Annotated in this window: 11 protein-coding genes; 3 read left to right on the forward strand and 8 right to left on the reverse strand. The window is 74.8% G+C overall.

The window, feature by feature from the left end; genetic code table 11:
• The first annotated feature begins 152 nt into the window (after positions 1-152).
• Complete coding sequence (locus OG455_RS00285; RefSeq protein WP_266288870.1) at positions 153-584, forward strand: hypothetical protein; 432 nt, start codon at positions 153-155, stop codon at positions 582-584.
• A gap of 345 nt (positions 585-929) precedes the next feature.
• On the opposite strand, the gene OG455_RS00290 is transcribed toward OG455_RS00285, so the two are convergent.
• The 3 genes from OG455_RS00290 to OG455_RS00300 form a co-directional block, all read right to left on the reverse strand.
• Entirely contained in the window at positions 930-1370 is a 441-nt protein-coding gene (locus OG455_RS00290; RefSeq protein ID WP_266288872.1) for a hypothetical protein, read from the reverse strand.
• A 166-nt stretch (positions 1371-1536) separates the two neighbouring features.
• Positions 1537-2553, reverse strand: a complete 1017-nt coding sequence (locus OG455_RS00295; RefSeq protein WP_266288874.1) for a LysR family transcriptional regulator — start codon at positions 2551-2553, stop codon at positions 1537-1539.
• A gap of 248 nt (positions 2554-2801) precedes the next feature.
• On the reverse strand, positions 2802-4535 hold the full coding sequence (locus tag OG455_RS00300; protein WP_266288876.1) for a chitinase: 1734 nt from the start codon (positions 4533-4535) through the stop codon (positions 2802-2804).
• Positions 4536-5117: 582 nt separating this feature from the next.
• Here OG455_RS00300 and OG455_RS00305 point away from each other — a divergent pair.
• Both OG455_RS00305 and OG455_RS00310 read left to right on the forward strand, forming a co-directional pair.
• Entirely contained in the window at positions 5118-6908 is a 1791-nt protein-coding gene (locus tag OG455_RS00305; protein ID WP_266288878.1) for an ABC transporter ATP-binding protein, read from the forward strand.
• A gap of 266 nt (positions 6909-7174) precedes the next feature.
• Positions 7175-8059 carry a helix-turn-helix transcriptional regulator gene (locus OG455_RS00310; RefSeq protein WP_266288880.1) on the forward strand — a complete coding sequence of 295 codons (885 nt, stop codon included), beginning with the start codon at positions 7175-7177 and terminating at the stop codon, positions 8057-8059.
• 90 nt (positions 8060-8149) lie between these two features.
• Here OG455_RS00310 and OG455_RS00315 read toward each other — a convergent pair whose 3' ends face one another.
• Genes OG455_RS00315 through OG455_RS00335 form a run of 5 tightly spaced genes read right to left on the reverse strand, consistent with a single transcriptional unit; the run spans position 8150 to position 17406 of the window.
• Positions 8150-9214: a thiopeptide-type bacteriocin biosynthesis protein gene (locus tag OG455_RS00315; protein ID WP_266288882.1), complete on the reverse strand. Its 1065-nt coding sequence runs from the start codon at positions 9212-9214 to the stop codon at positions 8150-8152.
• Complete coding sequence (locus OG455_RS00320; protein ID WP_266288884.1) at positions 9211-10779, reverse strand: hypothetical protein; 1569 nt, start codon at positions 10777-10779, stop codon at positions 9211-9213. The genes OG455_RS00315 and OG455_RS00320 overlap by 4 nt, the downstream gene beginning before the upstream one ends.
• A 56-nt stretch (positions 10780-10835) precedes the next feature.
• Complete coding sequence (locus tag OG455_RS00325; RefSeq protein ID WP_266288886.1) at positions 10836-12851, reverse strand: YcaO-like family protein; 2016 nt, start codon at positions 12849-12851, stop codon at positions 10836-10838.
• Positions 12848-14713, reverse strand: coding sequence for a hypothetical protein (locus OG455_RS00330; protein ID WP_266288888.1), 1866 nt, complete (start codon positions 14711-14713; stop codon positions 12848-12850). The genes OG455_RS00325 and OG455_RS00330 overlap by 4 nt, the downstream gene beginning before the upstream one ends.
• Positions 14710-17406 (reverse strand): lantibiotic dehydratase, encoded by a 2697-nt coding sequence (locus OG455_RS00335; protein WP_266288890.1) that lies wholly within the window; start codon positions 17404-17406, stop codon positions 14710-14712. Before OG455_RS00335 ends, OG455_RS00330 begins: the two co-directional genes overlap by 4 nt.
• Positions 17407-17514: the final 108 nt, after the last annotated feature.

Raw genomic sequence — 17514 nt, forward strand, 5'->3', positions numbered from 1 at the left:
TGGCAACCCCCCGAGGTTGAACGGGGAGGAACTCTCCGGCGCTTCTCATCTCGAACACGCTTCTGCGCGCCCACCATTCCTCGTCTGCCCAGCCACCAGCCGTTAAACCAAGTGGAGTTGGAGCATTTCCCGATCGAATAATCCGTACATTCATGCGAACACCGAATACTGATTCGCACATCCCTGACGATGCCTCGACGAGCCGACCCAAGGCCACCCGGGGGGCAGCGCCGGCCCGGCATGCCGGTGCGCACGAGCTCACAAAGCTGCCCGGTGAACGAGGTCGGCTGGGCGTCCTGCTCGTGCGGCGGCGGGACGTGAGCGGTGCGGTTGCGGGTGGTGGCGGTCAGCGTGCAGACGCCCTGGACATCCGCGAGGTCGGCCAGGGCCTGCCCCTCGGTGGCGGGAGCTTCGATGGCTCGGCCCGCGAAGCAGCAGTCCAGGATCGTGATTCGGGCTTTCGCCGGGCTGAGCCGCAGGGCCTCGGCCAGTGTGCCCACGGCAGGCCGGTGATCGTCGGGCGGTCCTGGCGCGTGGCAGCCATCACCAGAGACAAGCCGCCGGCCGGTGACAGCATGCCGTGACCGACGAAGTACAGCAGCAGAACGCCGGTGGTCGCCCCGGCCACGTCAGCGACCCGCACGGCGATCTCGGCAGCCGACGACCCGTCGTCGATCATGGTCGTGACCTGGTTGACTTCCCACCCACAGAGCACAGGGTCACGTAGTAGGTCGACTCCTCGCCGAACCGACCGGCAACGGAAATCCGTGCGTCCAACTCCCCGCCCCTGCCCGGTCATCCAACTGGCGGCGACACGCTGTGGCCGAATCCTCGCCGCAATCCGCCCAACGGGTCTACCGTCAAGGTCAGCCGCGGAACCAGTGGGCCGATGGCTCAGCTCGACGCGAGCGTGCGCCGGTGATCCCCGGTCATCGGCGGCCGGTGGCCAGGATGACGAGGAACTGGCCGCCGCCCGCCTCGACGTCGGCGGTCACCGGCAGCCCCGGTACCAGTCGGGAGAACCGGTCGACCAGCCAATCCGCCGCCTCCTGGGCGTCCTTCCTGGTCGGGCAGCGGCCCACCATCTCGCGGCCCCCCTTGCGCTCCAGCCTCCCGGCAACGGTGATCAGCGGCGCGGGTTCGACCACGTACAGGCGGTCCGGCCAGGCGATGACCACCTTGACCGCGCCCTTGCGCGTGTTGCACCCGCGGTGCGCGAGCCGTTCGGCGACCTTGGCCTTCCGGTCGGCGGTCCGGCTGTCGACGCTGGGCCCCCGCGGGTCGTTCACCGACTTGTCGGGGTCGACCGCCTCGTCGCACACCCAGCACCGCCAGCCGTCGCGCTCGGCCACATCATCAAGGAGACTCATCCGAGCAACCTAGCCTGCCCGGCCGCCACCCCGCGCACCGGGGCCTCGGCAGAGCGCGGGTCGTACGGGCGACCTGTCAGCGCCACCGGCTGGCCAGGAGGCGCCGGTCATCGCCGGGAGCGGCGGCGGGCCGCCGGCGGCGCCGACCCCCGGCGTTCAGCGACGCCTACGCGGTCGTGGCGGATGGCTCCTGCCCGTCGTCGGACGCGGTCCGCTCGCTGGGGTCGACCAGGTGGGGATCCACGCGCGGGTCGCCCTCGGTCATGCCCTGCGCCGCCAGCCGCTCGCTCGCCATCAGGAGCGCGCTCTGCAGCGCCTCGGCCGCCGCCCGCACCGCCGGCGCCGCCCCCCAGGGTCCGGTGCGACGCAGCAGGCGTACCAGGTAGCTGCCGGGAACCGGAAGCCTGGTGACGGTGCCGGCGCCCGGTCCGATCAGGGCGGCGGCGTTGGCGGGCAGGATCGCGGCGCCCAGGCGCGCGGCGAGCATGGTGTAGACGGCGAAGCGGTAGCCGGCCAGGTGCTCCGACGAGGGCACGATGTCGTGCTGGGCGGCCAGGCGCTGGAAGGCCAGGTGCCGCGGCGATCCGACCGGAGCACCGATCCAGGGGCGCGCGGACAGCCGGCCCGCGTCGGGGGGCACCGGCCAGTCGTGCGGGAGGACCAGGCGGTAGGCGTCCTCGAACATGACGCTCGCCTCGACTCCGGTCGGCAGCGCGGTGGGTTCCTGCCGGTCGTCCTCGATGACCAGCACGTCCAGTTCACCCAGGCGCAGCGCCCGCAGCCCCTGCTGCCTGCCGGTCTCCACCAGACGCGGAGTCAGGTCGGGATGGGTGCGCGCCAGGAGGTGCACGGCCGTGGTGGCGAAGAACGTGATCGCGGGCGGCGGCACACCGATGGTGACCGGGCCCGCGGTGACACCGCCCAGCGCGCGCAGGTCGCGGGCCGCGTCCTGCAGTGCCCGGCCGATCCGCTCGCCGTGACCTGCCAGCAGGCGCCCGGTGGCGGTCAGTTCGGCCCGCCCGCCGCTGCGGTCCACCAGTGGGACGCCGACCTCGCGCTCCAGCCTGCTCAGCTGCTGGGAGACCGCGGAGGGGGTGTGGCCGAGCGCCCGCGCGGCGCCCGCCACGCCGCCCGCGTCGGCGATCTGGCAGAGGATCAGCAGTCTCCTCGGATCGAGTTCCACCGCACCGCCGCCCTTCCGCGCCGCCCGAGGCCAGAACGCCCATCCTCGCAGAGCCCACCGCGGGCGCTGCCACCGCCCGAACGGGTCGACCTGCGGACCGGCCCGGGTCGGCGGGGTGCGCAGGCGGGGTGTGCGGGCGGTCTGTGCGGGCGGGGCGTGCGGGCGGGGCGTGTAGTTCGGGTCCCGGCCTGGGGCGGTGGGTGGGGGCTCCAGGCCGGGCCGGGCGGTGTGCGGGGGTCAGCGGGAGGTCAGCGGCCCTGGAGGGACTTGACGTTGTCGCCGAAGGTCCAGCCCAGTGAGCCGTCCCAGTTGAGCGACCATGTCATGAGCCCCTTGAGCGAACCGCCGAGGGCGTTCCATGACTGGCTGACCAGGCTGGGCGTCATGTAGCCGCCGCCGGCGCCGGGCTGGGCCGGCAGGCCGGGGACCTGCTTGTCGTAGGGGACCTTGATGGTGGTGCCCTGGATGGTCAGGCCGTTGTTCAGGCAGGTGGTCTGCGTGGTGAAGCCCTGGACGGTGCCGGCCTGGTAGGAGTCGCCGGAGCAGCCGTACATGCTGCCGTTGTAGTACTGCATGTTGAGCCACCACAGTTGGCCGTTGTCGGCGTACTTCTTGATGATGGGCAGGTAGGCGCCCCAGATCGAGCCGTAGGTGATGCTTCCGCCGGTGACGTAGGCGGTCTCGGGGGCCATGGTGAGGCCGAAGCCGGCGGGCATCTGGGAGAGCACGCCGTCGATGATGCGTTCGAGGTTGGCCTGGGAGGCGGAGAGCGTGTTGATGTCGCCGCTTCCGGACAGGCCGGTCTCGATGTCGATGTCGATGCCGTCGAAGTTGTACTGCTTGAGGATGGGGACGACGGTTGCCACGAAGCGGTCGGCGACGGTGCTGGAGCTCAGGTCGATGCCTGCGGAGGCCCCGCCGATCGACATCAGGATCGTCGCTCCGGCCGCCTTGGCCTGGCACATCTGGGCGGGGGTGGCGACCTTGACGTTGGTGTCCATGCCGTCCTGCCATTCGACGGTGCCGTCGGAGAGGATCACCGGGAAGGCGGCGTTGATGACGTTGTAGCCGTTGGCGGCGATCCGGCTGTCGGTGATGGGGATCCAGCCCATGCCGGGGTGGACGCCGTTGGCCGCGCCGTCCCAGTTCTCCCAGTAGCCCTGTAGGACCTTGCCGGACGGCCTGGGCTTGGTGGGGCAGGTGGTGCCGGTGGGCGGCGCGCTGCTCGGCGGCGCGGACGTGGGCGGCGTGCTGGTCGGCGGAGCGCTGCTCGGCGGCGCGGACGTGGGCGGCGCGCTGCTCGGCGGAGCGGACGTGGGCGGCGTGCTGGTCGGCGGAGCGCTGCTCGGCGGCGCGGACGTGGGCGGCGCGCTGCTCGGCGGCGCGGTCGAGGGCGGCGCGCTGGTGGGTGTGGGGCTGCTGCCGGCGGGGCCGGTGAGTGAGACGTCGTCCGCGTAGTACGCGGGCTGCCCGTACCAGCCGTGGAGGTAGACGGTCACCGAGGTGGTGCTCGCTCCGGTGGTGAAGCCGGTGCTGAGCTGGCCGTAGGAGGCGTTGCCCGGTGTCCAGGTGGAGGGGTCGCTGCCGGCCCCGGTGCCGGTCGCGCCCAGGTAGACGTAGCTGCCCTGCACGTAGGCGCTCAGCGTGTACTGCGAGTTGGGCTGCACGCTGACGGTCTGGCTGCACTGCGCGGTGTCCTGGCCGGTCGGCGTCGCGATCAGTGCGGAGGTTCCGGAGTGGACCGGGCCGGTGACCGTCGCGCCCGAGCCGGCGGAGCAGGTCCAGCTCGATAGCCCGTTCTCGAAGCCGGGGTTCGCCACCAGGTTGGTGGTCGCGGCCACGGCCGCGGCGGATCCGACCACGGCGATGGCCGCGGCGACGAGAGCGGCCGCGCTCAGTGCGGCCAGCGAGCGCTTGAGGAGCGGCGACGCGTGCTCGGCGCCGGCCGCCCGGTCCGGTGACGCGGTGTGCCGCGCGCTCACTCCTTGCCGGTGCAGGGCGCGCGGTGGTTCGCTACCGGCTTGGTCGCTCCCGAGGCGACCGGGATCCGGGCAGGGGCGGGTTGGATCCGGGTACGGGCGCGGATCGCCTGACGGGCGCGTGGAGCGCGACCTCCGACGGAACATGCGGTTCTCCCTTCCCGCCGAGCGCCATGGACATGGAGATGAACATGGACATGGGACAGCCATGGGTGTGGCCATGACCTGCGCGTGGGGGCGCGGCGCCCGGCTCTGGGTGAGGTGGGGACATGTGGGGCTGTGCCGGACCGGATCGTAGGAGCGGCGGCAATACTCGTCAATAGGTCTGGACCAATTACAAGGGGAGCGGCCCGCCCGGACAAGGGGCGCCCCGGGGCTCGCACCCGACGCGACGCGGCGCGGCGCGGCGGCGGACCGCCGGGGAACACTCCGGGTGGTCGACGGCCGGGCGGAAAACGCTTGGACACCCCGGCCGCGCTCGCGGGAAACTACGGCTCCTGGCCTCCTCGCTCACCGCCGTTACGACCAACCGGGGTTGGGATGGAATCGTCCGAATCACACCAAGGCTCGCCGGGCCGGGCCTCGATGCTCCTCGCACTTCGCTACTACGCGCGCGAGCTCGCCCGGTCGCCACGGGTGGCGCTGCCGGCCATGCTGCTGCCCGCGCTGGGCAACATCGGCATCGCCTACATCGCGCCGCTGGTCGTCGCGAAGCTCGTCGGTCGCATCGCCGCCGATGCGGGCGCCCCCGGCCGAGGGCTGGGCATCGGCAGCACGCTGCCCTACGTGCTGGCCTTCACCGGTGCCCTGCTGGTCGCGGAGACGCTGTGGCGCATCGGCCTGCACTGCATCAACCGCCTCGAAGCGCGCGGCATCGAGCGCCTGTACGTGATCGGGATGGACGAGCTGTTCGCCAAGGACTCCGCGTTCTTCCACGACAACTTCGCCGGGTCGCTGACCAAGCGGGTGCTGAGCTTCGCCTCGCGCTTCGAGGAGTTCGTGGACACGCTGACGTTCTCGGTGGTGGCCAACCTGGTGCCGCTGCTGTTCGGCTCCGTGGTGCTGTGGCAGTACCAACCGCTGCTCGTCGTCGGGCTGCTGGCGATGATCGCGGTGACCGCGACGTGCGTGACGCCACTCATCCGGCGCCGCCAGGAACTGGTCGACCAGCGCGAGGAGGCGTTCGCCCGGGTGTCGGGCCACGTGGCCGACAGCCTGATGAACATGGACACCGTCCGGGCGTTCGCCGCCGAGGAGCGCGAGGCCACCGAGCACCGCTCCCGCGTCGCGCACTCACGCCGGCTGGCACTTCGCTCCTGGGACTACAGCAACCTGCGCATCGACACGCTGGTCGCTCCGATGTCCGTGCTGACGAACGCGCTCGGCCTGCTGCTCGCGGTCACGCTCGGCGGCGGCGGAGGCAGCGTGGAGGAGGTGATCGTCGCCTTCACGTACTACAGCAGCGCAACGCGGGTCATGTTCGAGTTCAACCAGATCTACCGCCGCCTGGAGAGCTCGATGACGGAGGCCGCGCAGTTCACCGAGCTGCTGCGGACGCCGCCGACCGTACTCGACCCGGTCGTGCCGGAACCGCTGCGCTCGCGGGGCTCCGGCCTCCGCTTCGAGCGGGTGACCTTCGCCCACGCCGGTGCCCAACCGATCTTCGAGGGCCTCGATCTGGTGGTGCCCAGCGGGGCGAAGATCGGCCTGGTCGGCCGGTCCGGCGGTGGCAAGACCACGCTCACCCGGCTGCTGCTGCGGATGACCGACATCGACGCCGGACGGATCCTGATCGGGGGTCAGGACATCACCAGGCTGCGCCAGGTCGACCTGCGCGGCCAGATCGCCTACGTGCCGCAGGACCCGGCGATGTTCCACCGCACCCTGCGCGAGAACATCGCGTTCGCCCGGCCCGAGGCCACCGAGGCCGAGATCCGCCGCGCGGCCGAGGCGGCCCACGTCACCGAGTTCGCCGACGCGCTGCCCGAGGGCTTCGACACCATGGTGGGCGAGCGCGGCGTGAAGCTCTCCGGCGGGCAGCGCCAGCGGGTCGCCCTCGCCCGCGCGATCCTGCGCGACGCGCCCATCCTGCTGCTGGACGAGGCGACCAGCGCCCTGGACTCCGAGAGCGAGATCCTGGTCCAGGAAGCACTCTGGCAACTCATGGAGGGACGCACGGCCCTGGTGGTGGCGCACCGGCTGAGCACCGTCGCCAGGATGGACCGGCTGGTCGTCCTCGACCGCGGCCGGATCCTCGAACAGGGCACCCACCAGGAGCTGCTCGCCGTGGACGGCGCCTACGCCAAGCTGTGGCAGCACCAGTCGGGCGGCTTCCTGGAGGACCACCCGCCGCTGCCCGGGGCCCGGGGCCGGTAGCGCGCGGCAGGGTCGTCGGATCATGGCGCTAGGGTCAGCGCACCGGCCACAGGCAGCGGACCCACCGCTCCCGACGTGCGCAGACATGTGCCGGTGTACCGTCAAGGAGTTCTCGTGCCAGCCGTTCCTCCTGCTCTCCAGCCTGGCGAGGATGTCGTCCCTCACCGCACCGGATCCCCGCGGTGCGGTCGACCTCGGCACGGGGACGTGACAGGGGCCGACGGGTCCCCGGCTCCGCGGCCGGTTCGCGAGTGGATCTGACCGACATGCCGCAGCTGATCGACCACGGCGGTTCCACCGCCGAGACCGGATGTCCCCTGACGAAGACGGCCGACCTGCTGGCGGAGCTGTCCGCGCAGTTGGAGAGGTGGCAGGCCGAACTGGCGCAGGCTCAGGCGCAGGTGAGATCCCTGACCGATCGAGGGGGCCCGCACTGCCTGGAGCAGCACGGCCCGGAGCAGCACAGCCAGGAGCAGCACAGCCAGGAGCAGCACGGCCCGGCAACGGCTCCGGCCGTGCTGCCCTGCGACGAGGCGGTCCGGCTCGTGCTGGATGCACTGGCCGACGGTGCTCGGCGGATATCGCACGTCCGCTCGTCCGACTCGCCGTTCCTGGACCGCCTGAAGGCACAGGAGGCGGCCTGGCCGGATCCGCGGCTGTCGGTGCAGGAACTGATCAGCCGTCCGACGAGGGGGCAGCGCGCGGCACCTGGACAGAGCCGGCGGTCCGTCAGGACGACCTGGGTCGAGCTGCACGAGATCCTCATCATCGACGACGCCGTGGCACTGATCCCCTCCCCCGGGGCCGTCGAGGTCACCGTGGTCACGCAGCCGGTCGTGGTGCGGCAGCTGGCGCAGTTCTTCAGGGCCGCTTGGACCCGGACGGCGCAATCGCAGGAGTCGGTGGCACCCCCGGACGGAGCAGCGGACGGAGCAGCGGACGGAACGGAGATCGAGCTCAAGCACCGGATCGTCCAGTTGCTCGCCGAGGGGGCCAAGGACGAGGCCGTGGCCCGCCGGCTGGGTATCTCGCTGCGCACCTGCCGACGCCACATAGCCGAGATCCTCGACCAGTTGGGCGCGTCGAGCCGGTTCCAGGCCGGGGTCAGGGCAGCGGTGCTGGGCACGGTCCCGGCCCTGGGAGGCCCGTGACCGCACCCGTGACCGCGCCCGTGACCGCGCGGGTGGCACGCGGGTGGCACGCGGGTGGCACGCCTGCCGCGCCGGGCCCGCGAGCACCCGTCAGTCGGACCCGGGCTCGGCGGCGGCCGGGTCGAGCAGGGCCAGCAGCAGCGCGGCGATCCGGGCATCCCCTCCGGCGCCCACGCCCAGCCGGTTGGCCGTCATGTGGACGTGCGAACCGAAGATCCCGGCAGCGCGCGCGAAGCCGAACTCCGCCGTCCAGGTGCGCAGCGCGGTTCCCAGCGGGTCCGTCCACTGCGCCCAGCGCGGGTCGCCGCCGCGCATCGCCTCGCGCAGTCGGGGGGCGAGCGTGTCGAGGGCGGCGACCTGGGCCCGGGCGGTGGCGGCACGCTGCCGGCTGGTGTCCACGGAGCTGTCGGCCCGGGCGCCCTCGGGTCGGGCCCACTCCAGCCAGCTGTCCCGCTGCGCCTTCAGGAAGCGGATCAGGCTGCCGGACGGCCCGGCACCGCCGAGGACCGAGCAGGCGGCGGCGGTCGCCTCCAGGCCCGAGGCGAGTGCGTGAGCGGTGCCCGCCCTGGCCAGGCAGGCGCGCAGGGCCACCCGGCTGGAGCAGTGGAAGAGGTGCTCGGAGCGCGCGATGAGGTGGCGGCCGCCGTAGCGCTGGTGCTCCGGTTCGTAGGCGGCCGCTCGGACGCCCGGCGGGAGCAGCTCTCCGGCCGCCATCGGAACCCCCCGCTCGCCCGCGGCCGCGAGCCGGTGCACCGCGCGGGCGTAAGTGTGCTGGTCCAGCCGCTGCGAGGGCGCCAGGGCGGCGTCGAGAGCGTGCAGACGGTCGGTCAGGACAGCCTCGACCCGGTCGCTCTCGGCCTGCGTCAGCCCGGCCATCCGCAGCCGCAGGTGCGGGCCGCCCTGCCAGTAGCGCACGAAGAACCACGGCGGCCCATCGGGCTCCAGCAGCCCCAGGCGGTCGGCCAGCGGGCCCACTGCCTCGGTGACCACGGCGTCCAGCGCTACCGGGGCGAAGGTGGCGAGGTGCAGGTGCCAGCTCCGCCAGCTCTGCGGGCTCTGCGGGCTCTGCGGGCTCTGCGGGCTCTGCGGGCTCTGCGGGCTCCGCGGGCTCCGCCGACCGGCGCCGTGCGGCTTCGGCCCGTCGGGCGTCGTCATGCCCTCAGGTCCAGCATCGGCTCGGCGAACCGGGAGCGGCCGCAGATGACGGTGAACACCGGGAAGACCTCCCGGGGCAGCCCCATGGCCCGCTGCAGCCAGAACTCGTCGAAGGAGCGGGCCGGGCGGGCGAACAGGCCGTGCGCGGCGGCGGCGGTGGCCAGCCCGTGCGAGGCCCAGCCGCACCACAGTTGGAGCAGCGACCAGCCGGCCGGCCCGAACGCGTCCAGGATCGCGTCGAGGTCGGCGGAGAACACCCACATCGCGGTCGCATGGCGCAGCCCGCAGTCGGTGGTGGGCGTGAGCGGGTAGCCGAAGGCGTCCTGGAGCCGCTGCGGCAGTCCGGGGTCCTCCTGCTCGCATTCGAGCCGCCCCTCCACCAGCGCGTAGCGGCCGGTGGGCAGCCCGGCCAGGCGCTGGAGCGCGACGGTGGTCCGGACCTTGCGGCCCACCTCGGCGAGCAGCGGCCCCGGCGCGCTCCGGCCGATCCAGGCGAGCATGTCCGCCAGGCAGTCCCCGCCGAGCACGGTGGGCCTGGCGGAGAATCCCGAGACCACCGCGGGGGCCCGCCCGGCGGACCGGTTCCATAGGGTCTCGGCCCAGGTGGGCCGCACCGTGCCGGGGTCGGCGGCGGCGAGGTCCGGCACGCCGCGCACCGGTTCGGCCGCGGCACAGGACAGCCCGGCGAGCGGTGCGGTCACCTCGGCCGCCTCCAGGACCGTGGCGTGGCCGGCCTGCTGACGCAGCAGCGCGCGGTCCTCCTCGTGCTGCGGCAGGTCCGAGGCGGCCGCGCTCGGCAGGGGACGGCTCGGGGCGAGCGGACCGACGCCTTGCAGGGTCACGACCAGGGGCGGGGACCAGGCACCCGGGCCGCTGCCCGCCAGCAGCCGGGCGGCCGCGGCGGTGTCCCTGCCGTCCGACCGCAGCCGGACCCGCACGCCCAGCAGGTCCGCGGCGATGTGCAGGGCGCGCAGGTTGATGCCCAGTTCCAGCAGGCTCAGGGCGCAGCGCAGGCGGCCGTACAAGGCGGGCAGGTCGGTGTAGCGGGCGGCGAGGAGCACGGTGAGGTCGCCGGCGGCGGGCAGCAGGTGCGCGAACCCGCCGTCGGCGGCCACAGCGTCCGGGAGGGCGTCCGGGAGGGTGTCCGGGAGGTCGACCAGCGCGTGCCGGTAGAGGTCCAGGTAGGCGCACGCTCCGTCCGGCGCCAGCACGAAGACGTGCACGGGGAACTTGCTGCGCACCGAGGCGATCGAGCGGTGGTCGTTGAAGCGGTTGGACGGCTCCCGCCGCTGCAGGCCGACGGCGGCGAGGAGCAGGTGGCCCACCAGGTCCCCGGGCGGCACCGCCTGGACGGCACCGGGCGTGAGCGGCCGCGGGTACCGTGCGCCGGCCAGCAGCCGATGGGTGCCGGCCGGGAGCGGCCGTCCCCCGGCGCCGCGAGCCGCGGTCGGGGGCAGGGTGGCTGTGGTGGGCGCGGTGCCGTCCACCTGGGGCTGCTCGGCCAGTCCGGCCCGCAACGGGCCCTGCCGGTAGGCGAAGAGCCGGACCTCGGTCGTCGTCGTCATCGGTGGCGCTGCCCTCTCCGGGTACTCAATGGGCCTGACGGGTGCTCAGCGGGTGCTCAGGGGAAGGGGTGGGGGTCGAACGGGAAGTCCTCGTCGCACGGCGCCGTGCCCCGCGCGTCCGCGATCGCCTCGACCAGCCGGGGAAGTCCGGCCAGGCGCTGCTGCGCCTGCCCGAAGCACATCGGCAGGATGCCTGGAACCACGGCCTTGACGACGGACAGCCCGGCCGCGGTGTGCTCGGGCGTGGACTGGTCGACCACCACGACACGCTCCAGTCCGGCCCGCCGGAACAGCCCCGCGACGAAGCGCAGTGCGCGCGTGACGTCTCCGCGAGCGGCGCTGGTGAAGACCTCGGGCCAGCCGGGGAACGCCTCGGCCAGGCTCACCACCGGCCCGCCCAGCACGGCCTCGATCCGGGGCAGCAGTTCGGGGTACGCGTACCGTTTGTGGTGGTCGGACATGTCGTCGACCAGCCAGGGATCGGCCACGGCCGGGCGGGCCGCCTCGATGTCCCAGTTCACTCCCGCGCTGACCAGCTGGGACAGCTCCCACAGACCGGCTCTGACGGCCCGGACCGGGTCGGCGCCGGAACCGGCGGCGCTGAGGGCGGCCGGCATCCGGCCGTCCTCGCGCCGCGCCAGGACCCAGACCACCGGGACCGCGAGATCCGAGGTGGCGACCAGCAGGTGCACCTGGTAGCCCTGGTCCTCGATCTGCCGGATCAGCAGCAGGCACTCCCGGTCGGTGATCTCCCCGGGCGCGATCCGGGGCAGGGGCCGGCGGCGGTGCCAGGAGAGCAGGAAGGCGTCCCGCTCGGCCAGCTCCAGCAGGGAGTGCAGGGTGGCCTCCTCGTAACTGCCGCCGAGCGCGCAGCCGCTGGAGGACTCGTGGAAGTAGTGCGTCCTCCTGACGTGCTCGGGCGCGCTGGAGAGGGCCGGGTACCGGTACTGGTAGAAGCCGAGTTCGGCCGGGACGAGCAGCGGTCGGCCGCCGTCCAGCTGATGGCCCCACACCCAGTCCATCGGGGTGTCGTCGTCGACCGGCCGCAGGTGGCTCAGCGGCGAGGCCAACTGCCGCGCGGTGTAGTGCCCGAGCCCCGCGAGGTCCAGCGCGCCCTCGCCCAGCTCGCGGGCGCTGGCGCCGAGGACGAGCGGCGCGACGTGCGGGTGGCCGCCGCTGCGCTCGAACGCCTCCAGGCAGCCCACGGCCTCGGCGTGCCGGTACGTCGAGCCGCGGCCGTGGCCCGCGAACATCGCTCCGAGCAGGTGGGTCTCGGTCATCGCCATGCCGACCAGGCCCGACCGCCGCGTCCCGAGCACCGGTCCGAACCGGGGGTCGGCGAGCGCGCCGCGCATCCGGTCGGGGTCCAGCCCGAACGGAGGCTCACCCCGGTCGGGCAGTGCGCGGGCGGTGGGGCGGGGGACGAGTCGGCGCGGCCGGGGCGGCTCACCCGGGTGGCCGACCCGCGGGTCGGTGCCGCCCCCGCAGACGGCACAGCGGAAGCTGGGCGCTACCCGGTGCCGGCGTAGGACGCCGTCGGGGGCGTGCGAGAGCAGCTCGCCCGGGGCGAGCAGGGGACGGTCATGTCGGAGCAGCTCGGCCAGGAGTTGCCCGAGGGCGGGCGGCAGGACCGGGGTGCCGGCCCGCGGCGCCGCGAGGCCGCCCGTTGCGAGGCCGCCCGTTGCGAGGCCGTCCGCCGCCGGGGCGGCGGGGTGGTGGGCCGAGCGGTGGGCGAGCCGCGGCAGGTGGCGGTCGGCATCGCGGATCCGGGCGCAGCCCGCGCAGCCCGACGCGCCGTCAGGCGTCCAGAGCGGGCCGACCAGGACCTCCGTGAGGGTCGCGCGCACGGACAGCAGGGACGTGCCCCGCGCGCGGGCGATGCCCAGCACCTGCCGCTCCCAGGGGATGTCACAACCGGCGGCGACGGCCACCAGGTGCGCGTCCCGCTGCTCCTGCCACGGCAGGGCCAGCAGGTCCGCCGGGGCGCCCGGCCCGGCCAGGATCCGGGGCGCGGAACGGACGGTCGGCACCCGCGGCGCCGGTCGGCGCCGGTCGGGGTGGTGCGCGCTCATCCGAGCGCCACCCAACCGCAGGCCGGCGACAGCTCGCCGAGGACCGCGTCGTGGGCCAGCCGCCGCGCTCGGGGGCGCAGCCCCAGCGCCTGGGCCCGGGCGAGGAGCCGGCGCAGGCAGTCGAGGATCTCGTGCTCCGCGGCGATCTCCAGCGACCAGGTCCCCACCGGGTCCGGTGGCAGGACGCGGGCTTGCGGTGAGCTCCGCCCGGCGGCCCGGAACTGGGCGCGGGCGGTGGCGGCGAGCAGGGCCGCGTACGCGGCCGAGGCCGGGCTCGGCCCCCACTGGGTGGCCAGCACCTCCCCGGTGGTCTCGTCCGTCACGCTGACCAGCTGCCAGTCCAGCCCCGCCACCGTGCGCAGCCGCAACTCGGCGGGGACGTCGAAGAAGTCCCGCAGTAAGCCCCACTGCGAACGGACCGCGATGCTTCCGACCTCGTCCCAGGGCAGCGCGGTGCCGGCGGACCGCGCGAGTTCGCTCGCTCCGGCCTGCCGCAGCAGGCCGTCCACCAGCCAGTGGGCCTGGGTGAGCCCCGCCGCGGGGATCAGGCCGGCGACGCTCTCCCCCCTCCACTCCTGGCCGGCGTGGTGGCGCAGCGCCGCGAGCGCGGCCGTCAGGCCCGCGGCGGCGCGGTCCCGGCCCCACCCCAGGACGGACGGGCCCGGGGCCGCGGCGGGGGTGCCGGTGGTCCGGTCGGCGGTGCGGGCGGGCGACGGTCCCGGGCCGGCCACCGGCTCGGCGGTGACCAGGCTGACGGGCAGTTGCGGGAGGTCGAGGTCGCGGCCCCAGCGCAGGAGACCGGTCCACCGGGTGGTGAGTGCGGCGTCGAGCTCGAACGGCCGCGCCTCCTCGGGGCGCCGGCGCTCGGCGGTGGCGAGGGCCTCGGTGAGGTCCACCGGGCGCCAGGCCGGTCCGGGTTCGGCGTCCGGCACCGGTACGACCCTGGTCTGCGCCGTGGAGCCGTGCACCACCCACGCGGTGCGCCGGCCCTCCCCGGCGCCGGCCAGGTGGGCCAGGTGGGCCAGCACGGCATGGGCGGCGAGGGAACCCGCCAGGACCGCGCTGACCGGACGGGGTGCCGCGGGCTCCGCCCCGGTCCGCTGCCAGTCGGCGGCGCGCGCCCGGACGGCCTCGAAGGCCCGGAGCTGCCGGGGAGTCGTGCACACCGGCCCGACCAGGGCAAGGGCCGGCTCGGCGGCCACCGGCAGCACCGCGGTGCCCGGCGCGAGGAGCGCGGCGGCGGCGAGCAGGTCCAGCGGCGCGTCGCAGTCGTCGATCAGCACCACCACCGACGACGGTGCCGGGCTGTCCGGTACCAGGCTGTCCGGTACCAGGCTGTCCGGTGCCAAGCTGCCCGAGGAGGGGCTGCCCGAGGAGGGGCCGCCCGAGGAGGGGGGAAGGTGGAGCTCCGTCGTCTCACCCGTGCCGTTGGCGACCAGCCCGCGCCGCACCGCGTCGGCCCCGGGTCCGCCGCCGGCGACCGCCACCCGGGCGGCGCGCACCGCGGCGAAGGCCCGGTACGGCTCGGCGCAGTTCGCCTCCAGGTAGGAGAGCAGCCCGGCGTGCTCCCTGGCGGTCTCCCGGTCCGGCAGCGGGCCCTGGACCGCGTCCAGGTCGATCAGCACGTCCTGGGTGACCAGCGTGCGCACGACGTGCTCCAGGACCGGCCGGGCCCGCTCGTCCCCGGTCGCCGCCACCATCTCGTCCACGCTCGTACCGTCGAGCAGGGCGTCGAGCTGGTCGTCGACGACGGTGAAGAGCGCGGGCGGGCCGGACAGGACGAACGACCTGTCCCCCCGGGCCCAGTAGACGCCCTGCGGCACCGGGGCGTAGTGCGCGTCCGGGCGGAGCTTCACTCTCATGGCGTCCTCAGCTGGAATCGGGCCCCGGCGGGGCGGTCGAGCTCGATGACCCACTCGGCGGCGTGGCGCCCCCGGCGGACCCCGGGCAGGGCCTCTTCCAGGTAGCCGCCGGGGGGCCGGCGCTCCAGCAGCCGGGGCAGCACCCGGACCGCCAGCGCGCTGGCCAGGTCGGCGTACTGCGGCTTCTCCGGGCGCCGGTTCGCCGGTTGGGCGCCGGCCGCCATGGCGCGGGAGATCGAGACGGGGTCGAAGCCGGTCTTGATCACGACCTCCTCCGGGACCCCGTGCACTGCCCGCCAGGCGGTGAGGTCGACCAGGTGGCCGGCCGGGCCCCCGGGCCCGGGGGCGGCCGGGAAGTCGGCCCCGGGGTACCAGCGGCGGCGCTGCAGGACCACCTGACCCGTGGTCAGGCGGGGTGTGGCCGCGGTGCGCTCCGGTGCGAGCGCGGGGGCGGCGGGGGCGGCGGGGGCCGCCTCCCAGCCGAAGGACTCGACCATCACCCGGCTCGTGTCGGCCAGCCAGGTGGCCAGCCGCAGCGGGGCCGGGTGCAGGTCCGGCCAGCGCATCCCCAGCGAGACCGGGCGCACCCGGACGCCGTCCGCGTCCAGCAGCACCAGTTCGTCCTCCCCCGGGTCGTGCGCCAGCCGGATCCCGAGCCACTCCTCAGGGGTGACGGTCCGTTCCAGCAGCGGGATCCGGTGGTTGATGTTGACTCCGTGCAGGCCGCGGTCCTCGCGCGGCTCGGCACCGTCCGCCGAGAAGAAGGCGGCGGCGCGCCGGGCCGTCGACTCGGCCGCCCGGCCGCCCAGCTCGCGGTCCGCGCCGAGGAAGCGCGTGCCGAGGCCGCCGTGGCCGGGGTAGCAGCCGTTCAGCACCAGTCGGCCGGCGACCGGCTGGACCAGCAGCCCGTACGAGGCGGGTGAGCGCCGGAAGCGCTCGGGCAGCGCGGACGCCAACTCGGCCAGCAGGCCGGGCTCCAGCGCCAGCTCCTCGGCCCCCGGGTGCTCGGCCCGGTGGCGGGCGATCCGCTCGGCGACCGTGCGCAGGGCCCTCGCGCGCAGCCCGAACAGCCGCGCCAGCGAACCGTCGCGCGGGCCGAAGTCCGCAACCGGGCCGAACTCCGCAACCGGGTCGTCGGTCCGGGCCTCACGATCGATCCGGGCCTCACGGTCGAACCGGGCCTCGCGGCGGAGGACTTCGTCCACCAGGCCGGCGGCGTGGTCGACCAGCGGGACCGCGGCGCCGGAACCGAAGCGGTCCACGAACAGGGTGCACGCCAGCGCCCGCAGCTCGTGATGGCGGTCGAAGAGCGCGGCGAACTCGACGGCCCCGGCGAGGTCGTCGAGAGCCTGCCGGTAGCCGGCGGCCGAGACCTCGAACGGGTCGAGGACGTAGTCCTCGTTGACCCGCAGCCGGCCCGGTCGGGTGCCGAGCGCGTTCAACCGCCGCTGCGCCGACTCCAGCCGGTTCAGCAGGGCCACCCGCTCCGGCACCGTGGCCGTCGGGAGGCGACCGAGCGAGGACGACACCCGCGCCAGTTCCCCGGCCGCGTCCGGGGCGCACTCGCGCAGCAGTTCCCGGGCGAGCGCCGGCGGGTCGGCCGCCTGCTCGTCCAGGACCGGTCCGGGGAGCAGGATCTGGGCGTCGCGGGCGGCCCGGACCATCCGGCCGGCCTCCTGCGGGGTGCCCCCGAGACGAGCGGCCAGCGCCTGCTCCAGCTCCCCGGTCGCCACCGGTCCCAGCGCGGTGAGGTCCAGCAGGATCCGCAGCTGAGCGGTGAGCGGAGTGGAGAGCACCCGGATCTGCGCGCCGTCGCGGTGGCGGAAGCGCACGGCGTCCGGCGTGGTGCGGATCGAGGGGTTCCGCATCACGGTGGCCGCCGTCCCGGAGCCGCCTGCGGCGGCTTCTCCCGGCGTGCCGCCCGCCGGCAGGAGACCTTCGGCCAGGGGGGAGAACAGCGCCCGGTCCACCGAGGCGAACGAGTGCGCCCGGCGGCGCTGGAAGACGACGCGGTCGAGCGCGGTGCCCCGCTCGGCCCAGGAGGCGAAGCCGACCGCGGTGAACCGGGCGAGCGGCGAGGTGCGCACCATGGCCCGGGCCAGGTGCTGCAGGATGCCCCGCTCGGACTTGCGGTCCTGCTTGGAGGGGTGGCCGGCGGAGCGCGCGTAGCGGCGCACCGCCGCGAGGACCTGGGGCGAGCCCAGTGCCAGTGACAGTTGGAAGGGCTCGGCGCCGATGATCTCGGCCAGGACGGCCCGCTCCTGGGCCAGGCAGGTCTCGTAGCCGGTGGTCAGCACGCTCCGCGCGAGGTCGCCGCGCTGCCGGGCCGCCAGCCACGCGCCGGTCGCGGCCGGCCAGGCGCGGCCGGTGGCCGAGGCCCTGGGGGCGCGCTGGTTGTAGACCGCCCGCTTCAGTTCCAGGATGCGCTGGAGGTCCCGGCCGGCGGCCGTCGCGGCGAGGTCGAACAGCTCGGCCCGGGCGGCGTCGCCGAGCGCGGCGCACAGCCGCTCGGCCGTCACCAGGGCGCCCACCGCCGCGGTCAGCTCCGGGCTGCCCAGGCGGCGGCCGGCCAGCGGGTTGATCCGCAGCATGACCGTGTCCGCGAGGCCGGCCGGGCCCGGGGAGTCGCCCGCGGAGCCCGGCCGCGGCGCGGACGCGGGCGCGGCGGCCGGCGGGTGCGAGACGGGTGTCATCGGGCCCGCCACCCGGGCCTCGGGGTGTCGTGCGGGTGCCTGGCCTGACCTGGTCCAAGTCGATTCATGGTGACTCCAGGTGGAACGCGGTGCCCCGCCTCCGGTGAG

It is taken from the genome of Kitasatospora sp. NBC_01287 (assembly GCF_026340565.1).
GTDB lineage: Bacteria > Actinomycetota > Actinomycetes > Streptomycetales > Streptomycetaceae > Kitasatospora.

Coding starts and splice junctions, on each gene's coding strand:
- OG455_RS00285 (WP_266288870.1), top strand. CDS start 153: ATGCGAACACCGAATACTGATTCGCACATCCCTGACGATGCCTCGACG.
- OG455_RS00290 (WP_266288872.1), bottom strand. CDS start 1,370: ATGAGTCTCCTTGATGATGTGGCCGAGCGCGACGGCTGGCGGTGCTGG.
- OG455_RS00305 (WP_266288878.1), top strand. CDS start 5,118: ATGCTCCTCGCACTTCGCTACTACGCGCGCGAGCTCGCCCGGTCGCCA.
- OG455_RS00310 (WP_266288880.1), top strand. CDS start 7,175: ATGCCGCAGCTGATCGACCACGGCGGTTCCACCGCCGAGACCGGATGT.
- OG455_RS00315 (WP_266288882.1), bottom strand. CDS start 9,214: ATGACGACGCCCGACGGGCCGAAGCCGCACGGCGCCGGTCGGCGGAGC.
- OG455_RS00320 (WP_266288884.1), bottom strand. CDS start 10,779: ATGACGACGACGACCGAGGTCCGGCTCTTCGCCTACCGGCAGGGCCCG.
- OG455_RS00325 (WP_266288886.1), bottom strand. CDS start 12,851: ATGAGCGCGCACCACCCCGACCGGCGCCGACCGGCGCCGCGGGTGCCG.
- OG455_RS00330 (WP_266288888.1), bottom strand. CDS start 14,713: ATGAGAGTGAAGCTCCGCCCGGACGCGCACTACGCCCCGGTGCCGCAG.
- OG455_RS00335 (WP_266288890.1), bottom strand. CDS start 17,406: ATGACACCCGTCTCGCACCCGCCGGCCGCCGCGCCCGCGTCCGCGCCG.